This is a genomic window from Mesorhizobium sp. M1004 (genome assembly GCF_040318795.1).
GTDB lineage: Bacteria > Pseudomonadota > Alphaproteobacteria > Rhizobiales > Rhizobiaceae > Mesorhizobium.
Window position 1 is genome coordinate 1 of sequence record NZ_JAMYNB010000028.1, and the last position, 23,979, is coordinate 23,979.

Annotated in this window: 13 protein-coding genes and 14 pseudogenes; 13 read left to right on the forward strand and 14 right to left on the reverse strand. The window is 58.8% G+C overall.

Annotation, left to right across the window (positions count from 1 at the left end; genetic code table 11):
• The 4 genes and pseudogenes from NKH54_RS31400 to NKH54_RS31415 form a co-directional block, all read left to right on the forward strand.
• A pseudogene (locus NKH54_RS31400) lies at nucleotides 1-414 on the forward strand (TlpA family protein disulfide reductase); the annotation flags it as partial.
• Between the two features lie 314 nt (nucleotides 415-728).
• Nucleotides 729-1,013, forward strand: a complete 285-nt coding sequence (locus NKH54_RS31405) for a hypothetical protein (RefSeq protein ID WP_353029659.1) — start codon at nucleotides 729-731, stop codon at nucleotides 1,011-1,013.
• Between the two features lie 707 nt (nucleotides 1,014-1,720).
• On the forward strand, nucleotides 1,721-2,488 hold the full coding sequence (locus NKH54_RS31410; RefSeq protein ID WP_353029660.1) for an SDR family NAD(P)-dependent oxidoreductase: 768 nt from the start codon (nucleotides 1,721-1,723) through the stop codon (nucleotides 2,486-2,488).
• Between the two features lie 228 nt (nucleotides 2,489-2,716).
• Nucleotides 2,717-3,896: pseudogene (locus NKH54_RS31415) on the forward strand (transposase); the annotation flags it as partial.
• A 66-nt stretch (nucleotides 3,897-3,962) separates the two neighbouring features.
• On the opposite strand, the pseudogene NKH54_RS31420 reads toward NKH54_RS31415, so the two are convergent.
• Nucleotides 3,963-4,462 (reverse strand): annotated as a pseudogene (locus NKH54_RS31420) (helix-turn-helix domain-containing protein); the annotation flags it as partial.
• A 248-nt stretch (nucleotides 4,463-4,710) separates the two neighbouring features.
• Here NKH54_RS31420 and NKH54_RS31425 point away from each other — a divergent pair.
• Nucleotides 4,711-5,370, forward strand: coding sequence for an FkbM family methyltransferase (locus NKH54_RS31425; RefSeq protein WP_353029661.1), 660 nt, complete (start codon nucleotides 4,711-4,713; stop codon nucleotides 5,368-5,370).
• 28 nt (nucleotides 5,371-5,398) lie between these two features.
• On the opposite strand, the pseudogene NKH54_RS31430 reads toward NKH54_RS31425, so the two are convergent.
• Nucleotides 5,399-5,646 (reverse strand): annotated as a pseudogene (locus NKH54_RS31430) (ATP-binding protein); the annotation flags it as partial.
• 145 nt (nucleotides 5,647-5,791) lie between these two features.
• On the opposite strand from NKH54_RS31430, the pseudogene NKH54_RS31435 reads away from it, so the two are divergent.
• A pseudogene (locus NKH54_RS31435) lies at nucleotides 5,792-7,068 on the forward strand (transposase).
• A 350-nt stretch (nucleotides 7,069-7,418) separates the two neighbouring features.
• Here NKH54_RS31435 and NKH54_RS31440 read toward each other — a convergent pair.
• Nucleotides 7,419-7,709 (reverse strand): annotated as a pseudogene (locus NKH54_RS31440) (transposase); the annotation flags it as partial.
• Between the two features lie 117 nt (nucleotides 7,710-7,826).
• Between NKH54_RS31440 and NKH54_RS31445 the strand changes: the two are divergent.
• A pseudogene (locus tag NKH54_RS31445) lies at nucleotides 7,827-9,240 on the forward strand (ISKra4 family transposase).
• 207 nt (nucleotides 9,241-9,447) lie between these two features.
• Here NKH54_RS31445 and NKH54_RS31450 read toward each other — a convergent pair.
• From NKH54_RS31450 to NKH54_RS31470, 5 genes and pseudogenes are all read right to left on the reverse strand, one after another.
• Nucleotides 9,448-10,656 (reverse strand): NAD(P)/FAD-dependent oxidoreductase, encoded by a 1,209-nt coding sequence (locus tag NKH54_RS31450; protein WP_353029662.1) that lies wholly within the window; start codon nucleotides 10,654-10,656, stop codon nucleotides 9,448-9,450.
• Between the two features lie 16 nt (nucleotides 10,657-10,672).
• Nucleotides 10,673-11,535, reverse strand: a pseudogene (locus NKH54_RS31455) (sugar phosphate isomerase/epimerase family protein).
• 23 nt (nucleotides 11,536-11,558) lie between these two features.
• A pseudogene (locus NKH54_RS31460) lies at nucleotides 11,559-12,058 on the reverse strand (zinc-binding dehydrogenase); the annotation flags it as partial.
• Between the two features lie 82 nt (nucleotides 12,059-12,140).
• Nucleotides 12,141-13,178 carry a sterol desaturase family protein gene (locus NKH54_RS31465; RefSeq protein WP_353029663.1) on the reverse strand — a complete coding sequence of 346 codons (1,038 nt, stop codon included), beginning with the start codon at nucleotides 13,176-13,178 and terminating at the stop codon, nucleotides 12,141-12,143.
• A 28-nt stretch (nucleotides 13,179-13,206) separates the two neighbouring features.
• Nucleotides 13,207-13,524 carry a MocE family 2Fe-2S type ferredoxin gene (locus NKH54_RS31470; protein WP_353029664.1) on the reverse strand — a complete coding sequence of 106 codons (318 nt, stop codon included), beginning with the start codon at nucleotides 13,522-13,524 and terminating at the stop codon, nucleotides 13,207-13,209.
• Between the two features lie 672 nt (nucleotides 13,525-14,196).
• Here NKH54_RS31470 and NKH54_RS31475 point away from each other — a divergent pair.
• Nucleotides 14,197-14,307, forward strand: a pseudogene (locus tag NKH54_RS31475) (IS630 family transposase); the annotation flags it as partial.
• Here the strand turns inward: NKH54_RS31475 and NKH54_RS31480 are convergent.
• Both NKH54_RS31480 and NKH54_RS31485 read right to left on the reverse strand, forming a co-directional pair.
• Nucleotides 14,296-15,056, reverse strand: a pseudogene (locus NKH54_RS31480) (IS1595 family transposase); the annotation flags it as partial. The pseudogenes NKH54_RS31475 and NKH54_RS31480 sit on opposite strands and share 12 nt — an antisense overlap.
• Before the next feature lie 201 nt (nucleotides 15,057-15,257).
• Nucleotides 15,258-15,634, reverse strand: a pseudogene (locus NKH54_RS31485) (transposase); the annotation flags it as partial.
• Between the two features lie 420 nt (nucleotides 15,635-16,054).
• On the opposite strand from NKH54_RS31485, the gene NKH54_RS31490 reads away from it, so the two are divergent.
• Nucleotides 16,055-16,438 (forward strand): hypothetical protein, encoded by a 384-nt coding sequence (locus NKH54_RS31490; RefSeq protein ID WP_353029665.1) that lies wholly within the window; start codon nucleotides 16,055-16,057, stop codon nucleotides 16,436-16,438.
• A gap of 462 nt (nucleotides 16,439-16,900) precedes the next feature.
• Here NKH54_RS31490 and NKH54_RS32610 read toward each other — a convergent pair whose 3' ends face one another.
• On the reverse strand, nucleotides 16,901-17,158 hold the full coding sequence (locus NKH54_RS32610; RefSeq protein ID WP_502907587.1) for a hypothetical protein: 258 nt from the start codon (nucleotides 17,156-17,158) through the stop codon (nucleotides 16,901-16,903).
• On the opposite strand from NKH54_RS32610, the gene NKH54_RS32615 reads away from it, so the two are divergent.
• The 4 genes and pseudogenes from NKH54_RS32615 to NKH54_RS32620 all read left to right on the forward strand — a co-directional run bounded on the left by NKH54_RS32615 (nucleotide 17,104) and on the right by NKH54_RS32620 (nucleotide 19,620).
• Nucleotides 17,104-17,538 (forward strand): Mu transposase domain-containing protein, encoded by a 435-nt coding sequence (locus NKH54_RS32615; RefSeq protein ID WP_502907586.1) that lies wholly within the window; start codon nucleotides 17,104-17,106, stop codon nucleotides 17,536-17,538. The genes NKH54_RS32610 and NKH54_RS32615 overlap by 55 nt on opposite strands.
• A gap of 109 nt (nucleotides 17,539-17,647) precedes the next feature.
• Nucleotides 17,648-18,290: pseudogene (locus NKH54_RS31500) on the forward strand (ATP-binding protein).
• A 251-nt stretch (nucleotides 18,291-18,541) separates the two neighbouring features.
• Nucleotides 18,542-19,109 (forward strand): annotated as a pseudogene (locus NKH54_RS31505) (ATP-binding protein).
• Nucleotides 19,006-19,620, forward strand: coding sequence for a DUF5372 family protein (locus tag NKH54_RS32620; protein ID WP_502907585.1), 615 nt, complete (start codon nucleotides 19,006-19,008; stop codon nucleotides 19,618-19,620). The pseudogene NKH54_RS31505 and the gene NKH54_RS32620 overlap by 104 nt, the downstream one beginning before the upstream one ends.
• A gap of 5 nt (nucleotides 19,621-19,625) precedes the next feature.
• On the opposite strand, the gene NKH54_RS31520 is transcribed toward NKH54_RS32620, so the two are convergent.
• From NKH54_RS31520 to NKH54_RS31530, 3 genes are all read right to left on the reverse strand, one after another.
• A complete protein-coding gene (locus NKH54_RS31520; RefSeq protein WP_353029666.1) occupies nucleotides 19,626-21,572 on the reverse strand; it encodes an alpha-ketoacid dehydrogenase subunit alpha/beta in 1,947 nt (648 codons plus the stop codon).
• 990 nt (nucleotides 21,573-22,562) lie between these two features.
• Nucleotides 22,563-23,291, reverse strand: coding sequence for an SDR family NAD(P)-dependent oxidoreductase (locus NKH54_RS31525; protein WP_353029667.1), 729 nt, complete (start codon nucleotides 23,289-23,291; stop codon nucleotides 22,563-22,565).
• Nucleotides 23,288-23,482 (reverse strand): SDR family oxidoreductase, encoded by a 195-nt coding sequence (locus NKH54_RS31530; RefSeq protein ID WP_353029668.1) that lies wholly within the window; start codon nucleotides 23,480-23,482, stop codon nucleotides 23,288-23,290. Before NKH54_RS31530 ends, NKH54_RS31525 begins: the two co-directional genes overlap by 4 nt.
• Nucleotides 23,483-23,979 lie beyond the last annotated feature (497 nt).

A 23,979-nucleotide genomic window follows, 5' to 3' on the forward strand; every position in this document is an offset into this window, starting at 1 on the left:
GATTGGATACTTGCAGCGCTAGACCAACTCTTCCATCCAGCGCATGACCATTCGCACATTCCATCTGCTGAGCGCTTCGCGATGGGCAAGGAGCTGTCCGAACGCATCCTGGCACTGAATCCCCCGCAAGGCCCCAAGTACCGGTCTTACCCGGCGGTCGCTCGGTACTATCACGAGAGCGGCAACAAAGATCGCGCGATCGAGTTGGTCGAACTGGCACTGACGTCGCTGGACGGTCCGGAGCCTATTCCGGACGAACTGAAACAGCACCTTCTACCAGGCTTGCTGCAGGCCCTGGCCAACTACAAGGGTGAGAAGGTTTGCTACGGCACGCTCTGTGCGGCTCCGCAAAGCAATTTCCCGGCGGTGCCAAAGCGCGCTCGGCCGGGGAGAAAACATAAAAAGGGGGGATGATGGTCGGAATGTTGACTGGCCAATCTTTCCATTTCCCTGGTGTGGCCGCAGGAGCCGATCGAACAGGCGCCGCGCTCCGGAGGGGGACAGGTTGTGGGTGCCAGTGAGCCGGGCATGAGCACCCAGACGACGACGTCCGCAGCTTCCTTCGAGCGAAGTCTTGGCGCCACCTCCTCCAGCCGCTTTGCTCGGGCGGCGATGGCCTCCTGCGTCTCACCAAGCCAAGCGGCCGCGAGCAGGCGTCTAGGCATGTCAAGCTCAGCATCGGCGCGAGGTCTTCCTCGGCCAGAAGCTCGAGATTAATCGATCCGGACGTGCGTGCCGCAGCAATCGCCGACCGCGCCTCGTCGCGCGTCGCATCGATTGTGCTCGGTCACGAGATCGACACCGTGAGCGCTGGCAGGCGAATCGAAGTCGAGCTCTGCCGCACGCGGCGCGATGCACCGGTGGTCCTGCTCGATTTCATTTTGATGGTGCTAAGACTGAGGGATTTCGAGCAATCTGGGGAACGCAGGGTGCCGACACCAGCTGTCGGTTTTGTCGAGTCCGTGACAAGGGTTGCGGCTTCGCTGCTGGTGCATTCTCATTTAAGGCTTTGAATATGTGTACAACGTCTTTTCTGACGCTACCCTTCTCAATTGGCACAACTTTTGCTTTCCTTGGAGCTAGGCAGTAGGAACTGCCGGCGACAGATGGCAGAAAGCGCCCCCGCGGATTTGCCAAGAACTTGGCCAGCGGAAGCTGATGGAAGAGAAGATGGCGAAACTCAGGCCCCCGCCACGCAGCTTTGGGAGAATTCACGGCGCAATGCGCTCGCGGTTGGTACACCGCCTGTTCGCCGACGGTCTTCTAGAGCGAGATCAATTATGTGGGCGCGAGATCGCCAGCCTGGTCCCGTCCCAAGACAGCGCTCGCGTCGCTGACGCAGTGGATGGGCCGCGGCCACCTGGGAGAAGATGCGGGTCAACACGGTTTGCCGCAACGAAGCGATACCCCGATGCTGCGCACCGGCTTCGCCGTACGCGAACTGGACCCGAACACGGCGATGGCCGACGTTGACGACTTGGTGCCGCTTGGTTGCGTCGCGTGGCTGAAAGACATCGCCGATGTCTTGCTGTGTTGGCGTCCAATACCGCGCGTTACTTGTGGTTCCCGAGGTGAACGGCTGAAGGCTGTAGCATGCTTTCTATCTCCCATTTGCGACGGCGAAAAAGTATCCCGCAGGTAATTTCGGCTGTGAAGCGCAAACAGCCCTTCTTTGATCGACGCGTCATTGAATCGTTAGCAACAGCGCAGGAGACCAGCAATGCCCCTTATGGAACGGCCAGCTAATAATAGGTTCGACTTGACCGGGAAAACTGCTTTGATAACCGGAGGAGGGCGCGGCATCGGTTTGCAGATTGCCCTTACCTTGCAACAAGCCGGTGCCGGTATAATCCTTACTGGCACTAACGGGATCCGAGTGGCGGAGGCTGCAGATCAGTTCCCGATCAAACCGCAGGTCTATCAACTCGATGTGATGGATTCAATGGCTGTTCGCGATCTCGCCGGTACAATCGACCTTTGCCCCGACATCCTTGTCAACAACGCTGGCGTATCTCGTGCCGCGCCGACCAATCATACCACCGATGAGGATTGGCGGGCGGTCCTCTCCGTCAATTTGGACGGCGTCTTCTACTGCAGCCGCACGTTCGGCTCACTAATGGCGGAGCGCGGTTCCGGGGCGATCATAAATATCAGTTCAATGTGTGGGGAGATCGTTACCCGACAACAATCCGTTGTCACGGCCTACAATGCAAGCAAGGCCGGAGTGAACATGGTGACCAAGACACTTGCGTGCGAGTGGGCAAGATCTGGTGTCCGTGTGAACGCAGTTGCTCCTGGGTTCATCCACTCTGATATGACCGGCAAGTATCCTGAAGAAGTGATAAACGCATGGTGTGACCTAACACCGCTGCGCCGCTTCGGCCAGCCCCATGAGGTGGCATCTGCGGTCCATTTTCTGGCGAGCGATGCGTCAAGCTATATTACGGGAACGGTACTGGTGGTGGATGGAGGTTATACCTGCTGGTAACATCCCTCTGGCTGGCGTCGAGATCCTCTCGAGGCCAACGGTTTAAGTTGAGAGGCAAGCAGAGACAATGCACAAGGGGACCACAGCGAAATCTCGAGTTCGCGACACTAGGTAGTTCGCCCTGAAAAACTTTTTGACCCCTTGCGTTGCAGGGATTCCCATCTGGTTTGAAGTATTGGAGAATGCCGGAAACCACCTTTGATCCCGTCGTTTGCCGGTGTTTTTGCAATGCTGCCAGCCCGTCCGTCGTCCGGCAAGAATGATTGTTCCGCGAGCGCCTCGATGCCATCATCAATCCGCGCCATCCGCTGGCCGGTTGTCGGCATTGATGCCGTGGTCGCGCTTTGACGAAGCGTTTGGCGGTTTTATCGCCCGGTCGGCAGGCCGGCCAAGCCGACGCGGCTGATGGTCGGTCTGCATTCCCTCAAGCACGTCCACGACCAGTCCGACGAAGAAGTGGTGGAGCGTTGGGTGGAGAACCCTTATTGGCAGTTTTTCTGCGGCTTCGAGTTCTTCCAGCACGAGCCGCCGATCGATGCCAGCACGATGACGCGCTGGCGCAAGCGGATCGGGCCCGAGGGGCTGGAGGAAATGCTGAAGGCAAGCGTCGACGTCGCACTCGAGACGGGGACTGCGAAGCGGCATCATGCCCAGGCAGAGCCACATGCGGCTGGCCAAGGCAGCGGCTGTGCGGGCGGGTCGCTATGCGCATGCCCGGCAGTTCCGCCGGATGGCGTCGCGAACTCAAGCGCCTTCGCACCTATCTCGGCCGGGTGTTCCGCGACGTCGGCCGCAAGATCGCCGGCAATGCCGAACTCGAGGCCAGATTTGCCCGGTTGCTCGGGCTCGTCGAGCGGCTCTTGGCGCAGAAGCCGAAGGACAGGAACAAGATCTACTCCCTGCACGCGCCCGAGCTGGTCTGCATCTCGAAGGGCAAAGCCCGCAACCCTTACGAATTCGGCTGCAAGGTCGGGATCGCGGCAACCAACCGCGAGGGCCTCGTGCTGGCGGCCAAGGCGTTCGAGGGCAATCCGTACGATGGCCACAGCTTGCAGCAACGGTCGATCAGGCGGTGGAGATCGGTGGCGTCGATCCGGACCGCATCTACGTCGACAAGGGCTATCGCGGCCACGACTATGCCGGCTCGGGATCGGTGATGATCGCCGGCCGCAAGCGTGGCCTGACGGCCACCATGTGTCGGGAACTGAAACGGCGATCGGCCATCGAGGCCACCATCGGTCACATGAAGACCGACGTCCGACTGGACCGCAACGTCCTCCTCGGCCATGATGGCGATGCGATCAATGCGCTGCTCGTCGCCGCAGGCCAAAATCTGCGCCTGATCCTCACGGTTCTCGCTCTTTGGCTTGCCTGGTGCCTGCAATCACTCCAGCCGAAAACGGCGAAAATCGGATGCTTCCACCCGTCTTCACGCGTTCGGAATATCAACGCCTTAACCGTTATTCAGTTATTCAGGGCCGACGACATAGAGGCCGACCACGTCGCGCGGCTTGTCGACGAACTGCGGATCATTGGAGAGCTTGAACTGCCGCCAGCGGTTCGGCTGCAGTCCGTGTGCCTTCCAAATGCGGCGCACCGCGCTGGCGCTGATGTCGGCCGCTTGCGCCATCATGTCGGCGGTCCAGGGCGTCGTCTCGCCCCGCGGGTTTTGCAGCGTCAGCGCCACCACGCGCTCGGCCACTTCGGGTCCGAGCGGCGGAATGCGCGAGGGCCGCGTCTCTCGCGCAACAGCCCTTCGAAGACTTCCTCAGCGAAACGCTCCTGCCAGCGACACACGCACGTCTTGGACTTGCCGGTCTGCCGCATGATCTCGACGGTGCCGACGTCGTCTGCGCTCAACAGGATGATCTCGGCGCGCCAGACGTGCTTCTGCGGCGCATTGCGATCTTTGGTGAGCGCCATCAATCGCTGGCGGTCGGTCGGCGAAACCGTGAAGGATATTCCTGTGCGCATGCGCCAAGGGGGGCAATTCCTGGATCCGCTTGACAAAGCAGGCCACATTCCGTGGTCAGATATCCGACAATGTCGGACAAACAACATAGAACATCAGTAACTCCGTATTGTTTAGAAATACTTTTCTCAGTTGGCACGCTACATGCGATGTCCTAGACAGTGAAGAATATTCTTATGATTTCGCCGACTACCGCTGTCATGAGAGGACCTCTCGCCTCGAAAATTGATGCTTGAAGAGGATTTGTGGGATGACGTTGGAAATCAAAGCAGGGCCTGTATCGGCCAATCTCATCGAACAGGATGATTGGATCTGCTTAGAAAATAGATCAGGCTACGAGGTTGAAAGCCTTGTAAGATGGGCGGGAATATGCGCCGTGGGCGGGACGGCGATTGATGTCGGCGCCTATACTGGGCTGTTTTCCATAATCGCAGCTAAGCAGGGATGCCGCGTCATTGCCTTTGAACCGATGCCGACGCACGTAGCGCGGTGTCGGGATAATTTCCGCCTGAATAATGTCGAGGTCGAACTTCACAACGCTTGCGTTTCGGATGCTGTTGGCGAAGCGGTGATCAAGTTCAACCCAAATGTGCCGTATCTGACATATGGCGCCAGCTTAATCCGTTCGACCAACGGGAGCGGGGCGGGGAATGAAAGCAAACCGCTTAATGTCCATTCGATCACGATCGACAGTCTCGGGTTGGATCAATGCACCGCGATCAAGATCGACGTGGAGCGCGCCGAGCCGATGGTGCTTGCCGGTGCCCGCAATACGTTGGAGCGGCTAAAGCCTGTCCTCTTAGTTGAGGTGATTGGCGAGGAGGAAAAGGCGGCCGTGCGCACCGCCGTTCCCGATTATGACGTGGCGGCCGAAATGGATATCTGGAACTGGCTGATGGTGCCGAAGTAAGAGTACTTTCCGTTCTGCGATCCGGTGGTCAACTGGAACGTTTTATCGTCTGAAGGATGGCATGCGAGCGGTTGTTTTCAGCGGCGCTTGTAGGCCGCTGTTTCCGCATGCTTTCTCCGGTGAGATCGATGCGATAGGCGTTGTGAACCACCAGCGATCTACGGCCACCTGACTTGTGACGATGATCGAGCGTCGTTCGTAACGGTCCTCAATGATCTCCAGGGGATCGAGACGTTGGTCGTCATCGAGCTTTTCCAGTTCCCAGTCATCGAGTAATGTGTAGCACAACATTATGCATAGCGTTTTTAGTTCGCCCTGAAAAACTTTTTGACCCTTGCGTTGCAGGGATTCCCATCTGGTTTGAAGTATTGGAGAATGCCGGAAACCACCTTTGATCCCGTCGTTTTCCGGTGTTTTTGCAATGCTGCCAGCCCGTCCGTCGTCCGGCAAGAATGATTGTTCCGCGAGCGCCTCGATGCCATCATCAATCCGCGCCATCCGCTGGTCCGGTTGTCGGCATTGATGCCGTGGTCGCGCTTTGACGAAGCGTTTGGCGGTTTTATCGCCCGGTCGGCAGGCCGGCCAAGCCGACGCGGCTGATGGTCGGTCTGCATTCCCTCAAGCACGTCCACGACCAGTCCGACGAAGAAGTGGTGGAGCGTTGGGTGGAGAACCCTTATTGGCAGTTTTTCTGCGGCTTCGAGTTCTTCCAGCACGAGCCGCCGATCGATGCCAGCACGATGACGCGCTGGCGCAAGCGGATCGGGCCCGAGGGGCTGGAGGAAATGCTGAAGGCAAGCGTCGACGTCGCACTCGAGACGGGGACTGCGAAGCGGCATCATGCCCAGGCAGAGCCACATGCGGCTGGCCAAGGCAGCGGCTGTGCGGGCGGGTCGCTATGCGCATGCCCGGCAGTTCCGCCGGATGGCGTCGCGAACTCAAGCGCCTTCGCACCTATCTCGGCCGGGTGTTCCGCGACGTCGGCCGCAAGATCGCCGGCAATGCCGAACTCGAGGCCAGATTTGCCCGGTTGCTCGGGCTCGTCGAGCGGCTCTTGGCGCAGAAGCCGAAGGACAGGAACAAGATCTACTCCCTGCACGCGCCCGAGCTGGTCTGCATCTCGAAGGGCAAAGCCCGCAACCCTTACGAATTCGGCTGCAAGGTCGGGATCGCGGCAACCAACCGCGAGGGCCTCGTGCTGGCGGCCAAGGCGTTCGAGGGCAATCCGTACGATGGCCACAGCTTGCAGCAACGGTCGATCAGGCGGTGGAGATCGGTGGCGTCGATCCGGACCGCATCTACGTCGACAAGGGCTATCGCGGCCACGACTATGCCGGCTCGGGATCGGTGATGATCGCCGGCCGCAAGCGTGGCCTGACGGCCACCATGTGTCGGGAACTGAAACGGCGATCGGCCATCGAGGCCACCATCGGTCACATGAAGACCGACGTCCGACTGGACCGCAACGTCCTCCTCGGCCATGATGGCGATGCGATCAATGCGCTGCTCGTCGCCGCAGGCCAAAATCTGCGCCTGATCCTCACGGTTCTCGCTCTTTGGCTTGCCTGGTGCCTGCAATCACTCCAGCCGAAAACGGCGAAAATCGGATGCTTCCACCCGTCTTCACGCGTTCGGAATATCAACGCCTTAACCGTTATTCAGGGCCGACTTTTTAGCTTGAATGCAGAGCGTTTTTAGCTTGGAGTCGCGCGGAAAGGCGGGTGGCGAGCGCGCGCTGCGGTGATCGCGACGGTGAGCTAAAAACGTATTGGACTAAGCCGCCGGCACGGGTGGCCGCTATGGGTTGAGGCCGCACCCGGCAACAAGCATGGCGCCGGCGCGGATGCGGTCGTGGGCGCAGCGATTGCAGGGGTCGCGTGCGCCGAACGCGCACGGATATTCGGTTGCGGCAAGGTAATATAAGTACCGCGCGGAGCCTCCAGCTGATAGGCTGCCCGGGGCGACGGCGCGCATCTCCGCCGGACCCGCGCGGCTTTGCGACCGAACGGCCCGAGCGATACGGTGGTGACGAAAGCTGAGCGCTTCTTTCATGATGTATCGCAGTATGGCGGCGGCCCGGTGACGACGTCGAAAATTTCGATGACGATCATCTGCCCTTGATGGCAGGCCGGGCATTGCCGGAGGGAGTGCCGGTAAGGTCCTCGTAGCGGTCGCGATAGTTCCATTCGAGCGGGGTCGACCGACGGCTCGGAAACCGGCGTGCCGAGCAGGTCGCGGCAGCGGGCGAGCTTCTGCGCGCGGTGGCGATTGCCGAGGAACCCGTAGTAGCGAATACGATGGAAGCCCTCGGGCAGCACATGCAGCGGTGAGCAGCGGATGCCGCACTGCACTTAAATGTAAGATTGCGCCCACCGAGACCGGTAACTTCTCTGGGTCAGACACGGGTTGTTAGGCTCGAGCAGTCCATCAGCATTGTTTTGATCGGAGACAAAGCGATGGCGGTGGAATGGACGGTTACGATCGAGGGCCGGAACGAATTTGGCGACACATGCCGGAAGGAGGTCCGCATAGACAAGAGCTGGGAGAGCCTGTTCGACGGCGACATCGGCTTGTCGATCGGCGATAGCAAGAAGATCATGGCAGCGCTGCAGAACGCGGTCGTGAATCATGAGGCGGAGACGTATGCCCTTCTTCGCCGGGTTTGACCGGATTGCCATACGTTCCGACCGGTCAAGGACTACACGACACGCCGGATCTGAACCGTCTTCGGCACCGTTGAGGTTCGCAATCCCCGATCGATGCTATGCCGGGATGCCATCCAGGGATGGTTGCTGCCTTCGCGCCGCTGAAGGAAATTTGTCCCGATCGAGCGACACCGGAGCTGATGGAACTGACGGCGCGGCTAGGAAGCATGCTGCCCTACCGGCAGGCGGCGAAGGTGCTGGCCGATTTCCTGCCCACTGAACCGACTGAGACGCATGCGACCGTGCGCAAGCGTACCATCAGGATCGGCAAGCGGCTCGACGACTAGGTCATGCAGGAAATTTGGCGCGCGAGGTCCCAAACGGATGACCGATGCCGGCTAGAGATGCAGCCTCCCGGAGATCGGCGCAAAGAGTTCGTCATCAGCATTGATACGGCGCACGTTCGTAGCGCTGATCAACATTCGGCGCGAAATTTCGAACTCGTCGTGGCCAGATGCGGCCGCGGGGGACGGGGCGAAAGGGGCGGTCGCTATTTCGTCACCGGCAGCACCGAACTCTCCAGGAAGTCGGATATCGCGGCTTTGGGGATGTGACGGTGATCTCGGACGGGACCGAAATTCTAAAGCGGCTGCCCCGCACCATGCCGAAACCAATGACCCACATTCATCGACTGGTTTCATATTACATGAAGATCCAGCCCATGCAGCAGATCGCCGATCAAATCGTACGATCCCGATCAGTCCCCTTTGAAGCGCTTCCAACCATCGACAGGGACATCAGAGCCGTAAAGTGGCGTCTGTGGCATGGGCGGGTCGGCCGCGCGATCCGCGACCTGGAGCAACTTCTAGTAAGACTGAAGGAAGGGGAGTTCTCGATCGCACGGCTTCACAGCCTCGGGGAGCAACTCCTGACCTATGTCCGTTCGAACCGCGGCGCGATCGTCAACTATGGAAAGCGCTACCGGGCTGGGCTTCGCGTCGCCACCACTCTCGCCGAGTCGGCGGTGAACTCAGGCGTCGGGAAACGTATGGTCAAGAAGCAGCAGATGCGCTGGTCGCTTCATGGTGCGCATATGCTCATGCAGGTCCGGGCGGCGGAGATCAATGGCGAACTTCGCAACCGGCTGCGGGCGCCTTTCCGACAGCCAGAACTGAACGTGCCTCCAATATTCAAGCCCAAAACGCCTCTTCTACGCGCCGCCTGACCCCAGAGAAATTACCGGTCTCCACATGGCGACACAATCGGTATAGTGAAATGCAATCCACCTGCAGCGTGGCAAATTTGTGCAGTGCCGTTACATCCGCCGTCGGTTTTGGCGGTAGCAGGTTGATGCAAAACGCGAGCCTTGGAGGCTCTGCCACAGCCTTAAGTCGAGAAAATCTTGTAACTTTGAACGGCGGGACGCCCCTATTCATCGTAAGAGAAATTTGAGCTGAAAGGAAGGATCGCTCAGTGACGATGGTTCTACCCTCATACGACGCCCAATAAGAATGTCAGATACCCGAATATCTTTAGCGATCGAGCCGAGATTTCCGAAGCCGCATGCCCCAATCAAGCGATTTTCTCGATCTAGGTGAAATGACATGTAAGCACTCTGGGTTGCTCGTTGTACTTCACTTGCCGCCATGGTCGGGATCCCGGCGATCTGCAAACTGCAGTCGAACTGATCTGACCAGAACCAGGGTACGGCGCTGTAGGTGATCGCAGCTCCCATCATATTCTTGGCCGCGACCTCTCCCTGGAGCCGAGCATTGTTCCAGGCCTCAAGCCGAAAACGCTGGTTTTCGAACAAAGAATGGGGAAATGAACAGCAATCGCCTGCAGCAAAGATATCCCCCTTTGACGTCTCCAGCCGTTCATTGACGGCAATGCCATTGTCGATTGTTAGGCCTGCAGCCTCAGCGAGAGCGATATTTGGAATTGCCCCAATGCCAGCGATCACGAGATCTGCGCCAAACGCGCCGTCGCCTTCGGTTTGGACAACGGTTTGGCCTTCGTTGTGCTGGATTTCAGTAATTCTGACGCCACAGATTATTTGAACTTCTTCCTTGATGTGGCGATCGGCGATCAGCGCTGCGACCTGTTCTGGAACCCCACGCGTGAGAATCCTGGCGCCTGCTTCCAAAATGGTAACATCTTTACCATTGCTGGCTGCAGTCGCCGCAATTTCCAAGCCGATAAAGCCGCCACCGATGATGATTATCTTCCGAGCTCCACCAAGAGCTTCTCTGAGCCGAAGGGCGTCGTCAAACTTGCGGAGCGTGAAAACTCTGGCCTTGTCTGCAAGGGGAACTGGCAGCGTGCGTGGCTCGGCACCGAGGGCCAGCAAAAGCTTTGAGTATCCGACGGAGCCCCCTGTTTTCAGGGTGATAAGATGCTCATCTGGCAAAATCTTGGCAACATGGTTGCGCACAAGAGTGATGTTGGCTCTGACAAAGTCAGGCTCGGTGAACAAGAACACTGGCTGAAAGTTGTCGACCAGCAGTTCCTTCGACAGCAGGGGCCGTTCATAGGGTAAATGAACTTCATCGCCAATCAGTGTGATAGAGCCTTGCCAGCCGGCATTACGCAGCTCAAACGCTGCGGCAACGCCGCTCTGACCGGCTCCAACTATCACCATCCCGCTGTCTGCCACGCTAGACTCCAATTGCTACGGCCGCAGGCTCGTCGACCGCGGCCGTCCACAGATCCTCAATAGCCGCCTTGAGCGTGAGCGCCTCTTCCCAGCGGTCCGTCGTGTCGTTTCCGTCTCGCCCGGTAATTGCGTAGGGTTTCGGGCCTAGTTCGCAGATGAAGCACAGTGTCGCATCAGGCTCGGCGCGTTTGCGCCAGCTCAGAATGCCGTACCGCCACCAGTCGAGGAAGAGATCCAACCACATTCGGTGATGCGGGAAAGATATCTCGATCTGCACCTGCTCTCGGGAAGCGACCCTGCCGTGCAAGGCCCAACTGTTGTCGAGAACCCGACGGATCATTTCATGGTGTTCTGCGGAAACAGGCCAGGCAAATTCCCGCCCTACCAGAAAGTGCGAGAGATCGGCCAACAGAGGCAAGTCGGGCATTTGATCCAGCAGGTCGAGCACGAAGTAAAGGTCGGTCGTCATCTGTCGCGATGAGTTTCGATCAGAACGGGAAAATCGACCTGCTCTGCAAGCCGCCTCCATCCTTCGATGAGGCGGAGCCCCTCCGTGATCGTCCTCGGCCGGACGTCCGGCTGCAAGTCTAGATGATGAACGCCCATTTCCGTTGCCAGTTCGAGGCAGGGCTTCAGGTCATCCACGGTCGCGGGAAAGCACATCCCTTCAATGATCATCCCCTGCCCCCGCACGCAATCGATGGTCCGCCTAACAGCGCCAGCGTCGACACATTGCGTGCTTATGCCTGCATAGCCAGCGCCCGCTATCATGGCGATGTTCGCCTCCAGCGAGCGCTCCGTCTCGTGGGTATGCCGACGCTCCATCGCCCATATTGACTGAAGTACCGCCACTTTCTGTGCCATGTTCCCTCCTCGGCGTAGGATGATTAGAAGACGACAACGCTCCGGATGCTTTCCCCGGCATGCATGAGGTCAAAGCCCTTGTTGATGTCCTCGAGCTTCAGCGTGTGGGTGATCATCGGATCGATCTCGATCTTGCCGGCCATGTACCAGTCGACGATCTTCGGCACGTCGGTGCGGCCGCGCGCGCCGCCGAAGGCGGTGCCCATCCAGGTGCGGCCCGGTGACCAGCTGGAACGGCCGGGTCGAGATCTCCTGGCCGGCGCCGGCAACGCCGATGATGACCGACTTGCCCCAGCCGCGATGCGAAGATTCTAGCGCTTGCCGCATGACTTTGGTGTTGCCGGTGCAGTCGAACGTGTAGTCGGCGCCACCGATCTGATCGGCGCCGCGCTTGGTCATGTTGACGAGGTGAGGCACGACATCGCCGTCGATCTCCTTCGGATTGACGAAATGCGTCATGCCGAATTCTCGCCCCCGGCCTTCTTGTCGTTGTTGAGACGCCGATGATCATGTCGGCGCCGGCGAAACAGGGTGATCGAAAGGCGGGCCGATTCAAAGCCCTGCGGGACGACAGCGACCGATTCGCTTCGGTCGCTGTTGTGTGGTCAGGAAGACTGGCCTTCGCTCTGCGCCTTCTGCTGACGGCTCATGACGCGGTGGTTCATCTTCTCCATGGCCTCGGGGCTGCCGTCGTTAAACGTTCCGAACCAAGCGTCGACGTTCAGGATACCCCCCCCGCCATAGTTGCACTCGAAATAGCGGTGATGGAGATAGTGGTAGTAGTCTTCCATCCGAATCTCGATGCTGTCCTTGATGATGAACTTCTCAAAGCCGGTGTGGGTTTGAGATGGCGCGAGGCTGGTATGTATCATATGGAACATCGCATGGATCGGATGCGAGGGAACGATCCAGTGAATGAGGACACCCGAATAATAGACGATGTGCTCGACTGGGTGCATGGACAGACCCGACCACGGCCCGACGTTGACATTCGCGTGATGGACAGAATGCACCCACCGGTACAGGAACGGCCAGTGGATCGGCCGGTGAATGAGGTAAAAGTGAACATTCCGGAATAGAGGGATCGCAAACAAAACCGCCAAGCAGTAGACTGGATGTTCGTTAAACGACACATAGGGAATATATCCGTTTGCGAACATCCACCACGTCAGAACCTCATAGGCGGTCCAGATCGGTACCGCACTGGCGAAGGTCCAGAATAAATTATCCAGAAGCTGATTCTTGAACAGGAAGTTCGGGTTATTTCGGGCAAGCCAGCGGCCATTATACTTGCGATCGAACCCCTGGCTCTTTTTGACATAAAGAGGAACATGCAGGCAGCTGACGAATAAGATTAGAAGCGCGCAATTGCGCGCGAATATGAAAGCGATCCAGTCCCAGCTGAGCGTCTTCATCGTTTCCATGCTTGGCGTCAGGTAGACCGAAACTGCGACGGAAACCGCTATGTAGATCAGAGTCCACGGTACGAGATAGAAGTACAACCACTTCACGATTCCAACCGGGCTGATCGGCCACAATTTCGGCGGCCCTTGCAAGAAATGATCAGGCTGCCATTCGGTCCGGCGCTCCTTGTCTGCATTTCCCCCCTTGTTTCGAGTTGCCGCGAGATCATTCGTTGCCATTGTTACTCCCCTTCATTTTTGTCTAGCTCTAGCGGACAGCGATGTAGACGCGCCCACCTTCGACTTTGACCGGATGAGTTGTGAGATTAACGCAGACCGGCGGGCCCTTTATCTGGCCCGTCACATAGCTGAAACGGCCCATATGTTTGGGGCACTCGATTTCATCTCCCATGACCAAACCATCGGCGAGATGGACCCGTTCATGGGTGCAAAGTCCGTCGGTTGCGTAATACCGGTCGTCAGCAGACCGGTAGATCGCATAGGTCTTACCGGCGTGATCGAATCGGATGACTCCTTCTTCTTCGATGTCGTCCACGCTGCAGGCGTCGGTCCAATTTTCCAGCATCAACACGTTCCGAAATCTTCTAGCAAACTTGATCGGCTGAGCAGAGCCATGGAAAACATGTTCACGAATATGGAAGCCTTGATTGTGTCATCGTTATTGATTGCTACTCAAGATGAGACCAACTCGCGCGGAACGTTTTCGGACCATTCTCTTGCGAAGACCTCGATTTCTTCTGCACCTCGGTCGTCGCGCCCACGGCTGGCTCCAGCGTTGTTTCGCGTTCTGCATAGAGCATGTCCCATGGGACTCAAAGACGGAAAAGATTGCGCCAGATATAGATCTCCTTCACGTCGAAGATTCGCGATCCGCGTGAGGCCGACCGCGCGGTTTTCAGGCAGGCTGGCCACGACTTCCCGGTGGCGATAACGTCGATGGGTTCGAATTTATGCCGTTGGGGAGTGAGACGAAGAGGCTCCAGCCGGCGGAGAAAGTTCGACACGAATGCGGTCAATATAACCGGCGCATGTGCTGGCTTCATCTATCCGGGATGAAGTTCGGAGCACCGTTACCTCAGGCTATTCGTGATGTCGCTATGGCCTTGGGCCGAGGTTGAACGGAGAGCCGTGTGCGCTGAAAGGGCGCACCTACGGTTCGGGGAGAGTTGCGCCTTGCAAGCGCGTTGAAGTCTGCCGTCTGCGATGACGGCCGAGGTAAAGCCTAGCGAGCAGCCGCGATCCGCCTGCTCACGCCATCGTGCTGTCGGTCGACGAGAAGACCCAGATCCAGGCGCTCGACCGCACCCAACCCGGCCTGTCCATGAAGAAGGGTAGGCTCGGCACCATATAGGTCAGCAAGTTCCGGACTTATGTGATGAAAGACCCCTGCGATGGTTCGTCGAACCCGCCCGTTGAAACCTTCGACCGAATTTACGTGGACAGCCTCCCGAACATATTCGCGGCTGGAGTGGTTGACCCTCTCGTGTGCGGCAAAGCGCTCGCCTATGGCGACGAATGCCTTTGCCTCATCACTCATCGAATGCGCACTAAGCTCAACTTGTGGTGCAATCGCACCTACGGCAGCGCGCAGCGAAAGGCCGGTGACGACAGATGCACGGGCATCACTCACTCCGGAGCCGGGGGTGACGTCTACCGGTCGCTGCACAATCGCCAAGACTGGCGTCTTTTCCGTTTTTGCCTGCCCTTTGCGGCCTCTTCCGGGGGATGGATCATCGGGATATTTTCTAGGCCCGCCCTCAAGATAGAAATGGTCGATTCCACCGTGCCGTTGAGCATATGGTCACGCGCCACCATGAGGCGCAGCGCATGACCAATCCGCCAGGCCGTTGGCTGACTCACCCCGAGTGTCTCGGCGAGACGAACCGAAGACAAGCCTTTGTCCGACTGTAGCAACAGCCACATCGCCTTAAGCCACGTGCGCAAGGGCGTATGCGTCGTGACCGTGAACTGGAAGCGACAGTCGCCACTGGAGCATTGATAGAGACCCGGTCGCGCACGCCGCTTGCCCATGTCACGGCCAGCTATTGCGACCGAGCGTTTGTAACAGGAAGGGCAGATCCTGCCATTCGGCCAGACCGGAGCGGGCCGTTCCACCTCATCACATCCGGTCGCCGCTCTCATCGGCCGCGCCAATATCCCACTTGCGTCGGGCGAAGGCTCAGGAGGGCGGGACCTCTCTTCTTCGGCTTTTTAAGCCAGGCCAAATTGCGGTCCGCCCACCTGGATCCGCCGGAGCTGATCAGGCCCCGGAAGATTGAAAGGGGGAAGCGTTTGTTTTCAGGCGACCGTTGTCTCGGCTCCTTCCAGCACAACCCCGGCGTCACATATTTCCAGAAGGCGATCAGCAACTTTCGCGCCAAGGCAACGATCAGCACTTTCCGAACTCGGCCACCATTGAGCTGTACACGCTGATGAAACCACAGAGTCAGCTTCGAACGGGGCTGATGCCTTACCCACAACCAGGCGAGCTGGATCATGGTCGTTCGCAGCCGGGGCGTTCCGGCTTTGGAGACACCTTGTTCGTGCGCGACGGATCCGCTCCGTCAGGGCGTCGGCGCCAATCCGGCATAAGCGGCAACCTGCCGTCGGTTGGAAAAGCTTCGGAACAATCCCTCCGGCCACAGGACACCGGCGAATTCCGGGCCGATCCCTTCAAATTCTTTAACATTGCTCCTGGCGCTGGCGTGCCTTCGTCCGACGGGCTGAGCATAGCATCTCGCTCAGTCAGCTTTCAGAAGGTTTGTCCATTCGGACGGACCGAGGAGACTGAAGTTACCAGGCTTCAGCCCTCGCCGGAGGGTCCGAAGCTGCGCTGGGGTGACTTTTGCCGTGTTGCTTGGCGGCATCCCCGATCGCCGCCTTTTCGAACAACGCTACGCGGCCGAGCGGGCAAGGCGACCATTGCCATCCCGGCCGCGGGCAGGCGGCATGGACCTTGGTCCGGTCGAGATAGGAATGATATTGGACCTGATATTTGCCACAAGCGGACCATCCGACAGGCGCACCGCCTCCGCGTGCTGATTCCGACGTGAAGCCGGCCGCCATTCCGATCAAACACCGGCCACCATTCCGGTATGAAGCCGGCCACCGTCCCAACCAAAGACCGGCCAGCACTGAACATTACCTCCTGGGTCAGCAACTTTGGCATCAAATACCCCGCGATGAACGGGGAGATTTTGATGCCGGCAAAGAGAAGGCTGACCATGAGACAGTTACGACAAATGCTGCGGCTTGCCGGAAGCGGGACGAGCTCCCGCGAGATTACCGTCGTGTTGGGAATAGCGCGCAGTACGGCGCAGGATAATCTGCAGCGCGCAGCGGCGGTTGGATTGAGCTGGCCCTTGCCGGGCGAACTGACCGACGATGCGCTCGAGAACAACTCTTCACTCCCAACGGCGTCAGGCAGGGCACACGGCGGCGCACAGAACCAAACTGGGCCGATCTTGCCGTCGAGCTGAAGAAGCCCGGCGTCACCCTGCTTATCCTCTGGGAGGAGTATCGTGGGTCGCATCCCGAAGGATATGGCTACAGTCGCTTCTGCGAACTCTTTCGCAGTTTCGAGCAGCGGCTTTCGCCGACGATTCGCCAGGAGCATGCGGCCGGCACAAGGTCTTCGTCGACTATTCCGGCAAGAAGATCCCGATTGTTGATTGCAAGACCGGTGAGATCCGCGAGGCAGAGATCTTCATGGCGGTGCTCGGCGCATCCAGCTTCACCTATGCTGAAGCAACATGGACACAAACACTTCCCGACTGGATCGGCTCGCATGTTCGGATGTTTGGTTTCTTCGGAGGCGTTCCCCGGCTGATCGTCCCCGTCGCGGCCGTGCCGGAAGAACGCCGGCGCCATAATGGGATGCCATCATGCCGTAGCTGCGATGATCTCGGGATCGTAGAAGCTGGCGCGGCTGACGCCCGACTTCAGATTGTCGGGGAAAGGTCGAGCGACCATTCCGCTATATTCGTGAAGACTTCTTCCTGGCGCGCTCGTTTCGCAACCTTGACCCGCGCGTGCACGCCAAAACGCAGCGCGTCGTCGTCGAGGCCTTCGCGGAAGAGCGCCTTCATCTGCGTCCCTTGCCACTGGCTCCGTTCCGATCGGTTCTGCGGCTTGAGCGCAGGATATCCCGAGAGGGCATGGTGAGCGTTGGTGGAAACGCCCAGCGTGCCCGACGCCACCAGGGCGGCTCGTCGAGGTTCTCACCTTGGCCAATCAGGTTCGAATCTTCGAAGACGGCGCGCTGATTGCTGTGCATCCGGTGTCGGAAGGTCGCCATCAGCGCCGCGTCGAACCAGGACACAGAACCCTTCGCTCACCGCCGCGATCGCGAACGCGCGTCAACAATGACGAGATCATTCTTCATGGATCCGGAGACCGGGTCACAGGCGGCGCTCGCCTTCTACGACGCCGTCGCCAGAGCTATGGCACAGGAGAACCGCCCATGAACGCCGCGCTCGATTCCGTGCCATCGATGATCGACCGCATTCGCCATGACCTTGTCGGCCTGAAGATGCCACGTGCCCTTGAAGCACTCGACCATATTGTCCGCCGCCTCTAGCATGGCGAGCTGTCGGCACTCGAAGCGATCGATATTCTCCTTTCCGAAAAGCTAACCCTGCGCGAGAACAGTCGCATAAAGACGGCGTTGCGGGGGTCGGCTGGCAACCATCGAAACGCTCGCCGGCTTCGATTTCACTTTCCAGCCCTCCCTCGATCGCGATCGGATCTTCACGCTCGCGCAACTGGGTTTCGTCGAAAGGCACGAGGCCGTCCATTTCCTCGGGCCGCCGGGAACCGGCAAAAGCCTGCGCTCGGCGTCGAGGCTGTCAAAGCGGGCAAGAGCGTCTACTTCTGTACGCTTGCCGACCTCATCGCAGCGCTGTCCAGGGCCGAGCGCGAGGGACGGCTGCAAGAACGCATCCGCTTCCTCTGCAGACCAGTCTGCTGATCGTCGATGAGATCGGTTATCTCCCGATCATCGCCGGCGGCGGCAACCTGTTCTTCCAGCTCGTCAACGCCCGCTACGAGAAAGGGGCAATGATCCTGACGTCCAATCGCGGCTTTGCAGATTGGGGCGATGTTTTGGGAGACGCCGTGGTCGCCACCGCACTTCTCGACAGGCTTTTGCATCATGCCGTCGTCGTTCAGATCGAAGGATCAAGTTACAGGTTGCGCCAACATGCCGAATTGATGCCTGAACATGTCCGCCCGAAAGCCCTGATTACCCCACCGTCCTTCGCTCCACCATCACGGCAGCGTGGTCGGCCGCCGAAAAATACCCAATTCTCCATGCCGTCCGAGACGGCATAATTGGGGAATTTTACTTCGGCACTTTTGGGGAAATTTCACTCGGCATTGACACATCCCAGCATCGACATGCTGCGCGAACTCGGCCTTCATGGCATGGCCACCGCCTTCCGGGAGCTCGACGCACAATCCGAAGCACGCGCCCTCGAGCATGGCGAATAGCCTGCCATTCTGCTTGAGCGCGATGCTACCATGCGCCGCCAGAAGCGTTCGAAGCCCGCGCCAGGGCTGCAAAGCTGCGCCATGACGCACAGATCGAGAATGCCGACTTTCGTGCCGCACGCGGTCTCGACCGCAATCTGTTCATGGCGCTCGCCGGCTGCGACTGGATTCGCAAGCATCACAGTCTTTTCATCACCGGGCCGGCGGGCGTGGCAAGAGCTGCTGGCCTGTGCGCTTGGTCACAAAGCTTGCCGAGAGGATTTCTCCGTCGCCTATCACCGCGTTCCCCGGCTGTTTGCAACACTAGCCCTCGCGAGAGACGACGGACGTTATGGCCGTCAAGCAACTCGCCAAAACCGACCTTCTCATTCTCGATGACTGGGGACCGGAAAACTCAATGATGACCAGCGGCGTGATGTGCTTGAGATCATTGAAGACCGCTACGAACGCCGATCGACAATCGTCACCAGTCAGTTGCCCCTGGATCGCTGGTACGAGATGATTGCAGAACCAAAGATCAGAGGCCGCCGCCATTCTCGACCGGGTGGTGTCTCATTTGACGCTGATCGACCCGCGTCACGGCCTTGCGGGTCAGCGACTGGAGCTCGTGTCGTCCCGTTCTGCGCGCGGTCCGGCTTTCGTGGTTGTTCGACTACCTGACGGACGCCGCAGTTCAATCCGACGCGCGGTGACCGACCTTGCCGTGGCGTCTGCAGAAGAACAGGGCGCATCGAGATCGTTGGCCCGCATCAACGTGCGAACGCTGCTCACATTGCTGCACCATTTGAACCGCACCTTGGCCTCCCCTATCGAGGAGGTGATTATCTGGCCGATGCAATCCTGGACCGCCTCGTTCACAACGCCTATCGCATGGATCTCACTGGTGAAAGCATGCGAAAACAGCGCTCGCCAAGAGCGTCTGAAACAGCGCAAGCGTGACCGGAAACGAAACTCAATCCAAACATCGACGAGACCCAGGATCAGTCCGAAAAATGGCCGGCTTCAAATCGGAACACCGGCCGGATTGAATCGGAATGACTGGCCGGCTTCAAATCGGAATCGATGGCCGGCTTCATCCGAATACGCACTCCGCGCTTCCAGTACCATCCCACTTGAGTGGCTGAATGATGCCAGTTGGCATCTTTGCTTCTATTCTATTCAAAGTCTTTGATGATATCAGAGCAGCAGCCGTACGGCGGCGATGATGTGATCCTTAGTCGGGAAGAAATCCTTCTCGAGGCTCGGACTAAATGGGACGTGAATGTCCGGAGCGCTCAAGCGCAGGATCGGTCGCTTCAATAGATCGAACGCCTCTTCGGCCATCACCGCGGCGATTTCACTTCCGACGTTGCAGACACGGTGCCCGTTCTCGACTATCACAAGCCGTCCGGTCTTCGCGATTGACATCTTGATAGCCTCATGATCGAGCGGCTTCAGCGTACGTGGATCGATCACTTCGACCGAAATGTTTTCCTCGGTGAGCGCATCGACAGCTTCCATCGTCGGCCGAATGGCGCCTGCAATAGCGAGAAGGGTAACGTCTCTTCCCTCACGCTTCACATCCGCTTTGCCAATCGGGATTACATGGTCCGGATCTGTGGGCACATCGCTCTTGAGCGCCCACAGGCGGGCGTCTTCGAAGACGAGTACAGGATCGCCATCGCGAATGGCCGATTTCATCAGCCCCTTGATATCGGCGGCGCTGGTCGGGCTGATTATCTTGAGGCCCGGCACATTCATAAAAAACGGATAAGGCCGGTCGGCATGCTGCGCCGCCTCGGACCCCACCGAGAACATACAGCAACGAAACACGATCGGAATGTGAATCTGGCCTCCAGTCATATACCGCAATTTCGAGGCTTGGTTGATGATCTGGTCCGAGGCCAGATATACGAAGCTGGCACCTGAGAGGTCTACGATCGGTCGCAATCCGTTGATGGCAGCCCCGATTCCGAGGCCGGTAAAACTTCCTTCTGAAATCGGCATATTCCAAATCCGGTTGTTGCCAAACCGCTCAATAAGTTTGGCGCCGCCATGGACCGAGATGTCCTCTCCCATCAGGACGACGCGCTCATCACGATCCATTTCCTCCATCTGAGCCTGCACGAGCGCTTCAAGATAGGTCATCTGAATATGGGAGCTTGGCGTCGCGGCAAGTTTTTGGGCATCGGTGCCATGTCGATTGATTCCTCTCCAGCCCAGCCTCGAAGTTGTAATGACCTGTAGGGGCGAGTTGAACATGTAATCGGACAAGGTTTCGGGCTGAGGCATGGGGTTGGCCAAAGCAAATTGCACAGCCTCCTTGACGGCTTGGGCGACTTCGTCCTCGATTGCTATCAGACTCTTTTCATTTATGCCTTCTTCGAGGAGCACAGTGCGACATAGCAAAATCGGATCGCGTTCGCGTTTGTGAGCCTCGACTTCTTCAACCGATCGATAAGGCTCCCTCGGAATAACCAAGCCAAAATTGTGCTCGTCGAACCGATGGGTGTTGGCTACGATCAGAGTAGGCCCCTCGCCCGCGCGTGCTCGCGTGACGGCCTGCGCCGCAGCTTCATAGACGGCGCTCACGTCCTGCCCATCAACCGTTACCCCTGGCATGCCGTAGCCCGCCGCCCGCAGCGCGATGTCCGGCTGCCCGTGGCTTTGCGCCACCGTGGTGGTCATGGCATAGCCGTTGTTCTCGCAAAGATAGATGACCGGAAGCTTCCACAGCGAGGCCATGTTGAGACTCTCGTGGAAGGTGCCCTGGTTCACCGCCCCATCGCCGAAGAAGCAAAGTGTAACCTGATCGACGCTACGCAGCTTGGCGCTGAACGCACACCCTGTGGCAAGAGGAATGCCTCCTCCGACGACACCCGATTCGCTGATGATCCCGACCGAATTGTCTGCAAAGTGCATCGAACCGCCGCGCCCCTTGCAAACGCCGCCCTCCTTTCCCATCAGCTCGGCCATGAGCGCGTCGAGATGAGCACCCTTCCCGATCGGATGGCCGTGCGAACGATGCGTCCCCGTTATGCCGTCATCGTCCCGAAGCGCGAGACATGCTCCAACGATAGCGGCTTCCTGACCCACGGTCGAGTGGAACCAACCAGGAATCTTGTCGTCTTTGAACTGGCGCATACCCTCTTCTTCGAATCGACGGATGCGAAGCATCCGCCGATAAGCCTCTAGTCTCTGATCACCGTCCAACTTCATGTTCAAAACATTGCTCCAAAATCCAAGTAAAAGACGCTGCCTAGGTTAGCAGAGCGCAGGTCCTGCTTTGTCGCGGATAACTCATCCACTTCCTGGCTCTCTCATAATCCGGAACAAAGAGCTTGCCGACACACTATCGGCCCCCCGCTTGGCTGTGAAATTGGCTTGACGCCTTCGGGCTGCTCGGGCACGGCTCTCTAGGCCGATGGCGCTTGAAAGGACATCTAGGGTCCGCTTCTCGTGCTCGACAAAAAAGGTGGCAGTGGTCGGAAGTGTCCGCGTCGACATGGGCCAGACCAATCTGCGCAATACAGCTGTCAAGCAGGGACCGTGGACCATGTCCCGATATTCTGCGGGAATAGGGACGGTCTTCTCAGGCGCTTGTATGGAGCTTTGTGGTGTCAGCAATGGCCTTGTTCCTGATTTTCTACGTGCCTTCTGTGGGGCCTAAAGAGTCCGAAGCAAGCGCCGCGCCATTTGACTGAAAGGCTAACAATCACATTGCTTTTCCAGCGACGAGGCGTGGCCGGGAGAAATCCCAGACTCTCTTTTGTCCGAAGTTGGACAAGATTGTCGGAAGCTCAAACAAAAGGATGAGGCCGGGCCGGGGTTACGGAAAAGCGGCGCGACCTCCTCCCCTCAAACGTCTCCGGTCTGCTCTTCAGGACATGTTGCGCAATTGTGCCACTCGGCGTTGCTCGATCGCCTATAGCGCGATCTCGATACGAAAGCTGGAGCAGCTTTACGACCGGCGCGCCCAGGACAAGATCAACCCGCCGCGAACCTCAAACGAGCAGCCGCCAGTCCCGCGAAAGGGTGCCGATGATCCGCCAATCGCAGCGGGACTATAAGCCAGATCCGGCGAGATAATCGCGTTCCACGCCGCCGGTCCGAGAATCGGAAGCCGACTTGCCTTCATGGAAGGCTTAGCTTGGCAGTGCGGCCACCGTCCACGACAAAGATCTGGCCGGTGACGAATGCAGCCTCGTCGGAGGCAATCCATGCGACCATAGCCGCGACTTCCTCAACACGGCCGGTTCGACCCAACGGATGAATGGTACCCAGCCTCCCTCGCGCCTGCTCCGGCAAAGCGGCGACGAAATTGACGTTGAGATCCGTATCGATCCAGCCAGGAGCCACGCCATTGCAACGCACCCCGTCTTGCCCGCCGTCGACCGCCACGGCACGCGTCAGGCCATGCAGCCCTGCCTTCGAGGCACAGTAGGCCGCGTGCCCTGGGTTGGACGCCAATCCCTCTATCGAGCCGATATTGACGATGGCGCCGCGGCTTCTGCGAAGATGAGGCATGGCCTGACGGATCAGCAGGAAAGGAGCATCAAGGTTGAGCGCCATTGTGCGTCGCCACTCGTCCAGCCCCGTCTCATCTACTTTGGCTTCAACCATGCGCCCAGCGTTGTTGACGAGGATATCGAGCCGGCCGGCCTGTTGAACGACATCGTCAATGATGATGGCCGGAATGTCGGGGTCGCAAAGGTCCGCGACTATCGATGCTATGTGGCCGGCCTCCTCAAGCTGAACAGCGAAGACCCTGGCTCCCTCGCCGGCAAGCCTGTCAGCGATTGCCGCCCCAATGCCGCTGCTGGCCCCGGTCACCAGGGCGACCTTCCCGGCAAAACGGGTCATTCGACAGCCTTTCCGCCGTTCACCTCCACAAGCGCGCCGCACATGTAACGCGCGGCTTCGGACGCCAATAGCAGGACACCACCAGCAATGTCTTCCGGCCGCACCGCGCGACCAAGCGGCACCGAGCGGTTCAGGTCGGCCATCGGGGTATTCGACTCCAGCCCGCACACTGCGAAGCCGATCTGCAGCATCGGCGTCTCGACTTTCGTTGCGGCAGGCCAAGTTGACCCGGACACCTTCTCCCGGGTGATCGCGGCCCATCCACTGGACCGGCGATCCGAGCGCTCACTTGGGCGGTGAAGTCGCCGCCGCCATAAGCGACCGCAAGTGGATAATAGCGCTTCTGCCTGCGAAAGCTCTGACGCCTTGCAGCCGACCGCCTGTAGCGTGCGGTATGCGATACGAAGGAAAAATTTCTCAATCAGATATGGCGGCTCGGTGGGCCTGATCTGATGGCCATGCGCAACATCGCAAGAGGCCCCCTGGGCTGCGCCACTCGATGTCCGAAGTGTCAATCTGAAACGTAATGCGAGCATCTGCGCTGAAGCCTCTTTTTCTGTTGGGTGCCGAGCCTCCGCCCAAGACATACGATCTGGCCAAGGTTTCGAAAGCGTCGCACAAAAGCTTCTGCAGGCCCTCCAATGCAGACGAAATCGCCAAGGGCGAAACCTGCCTCGTGAGACGGGCG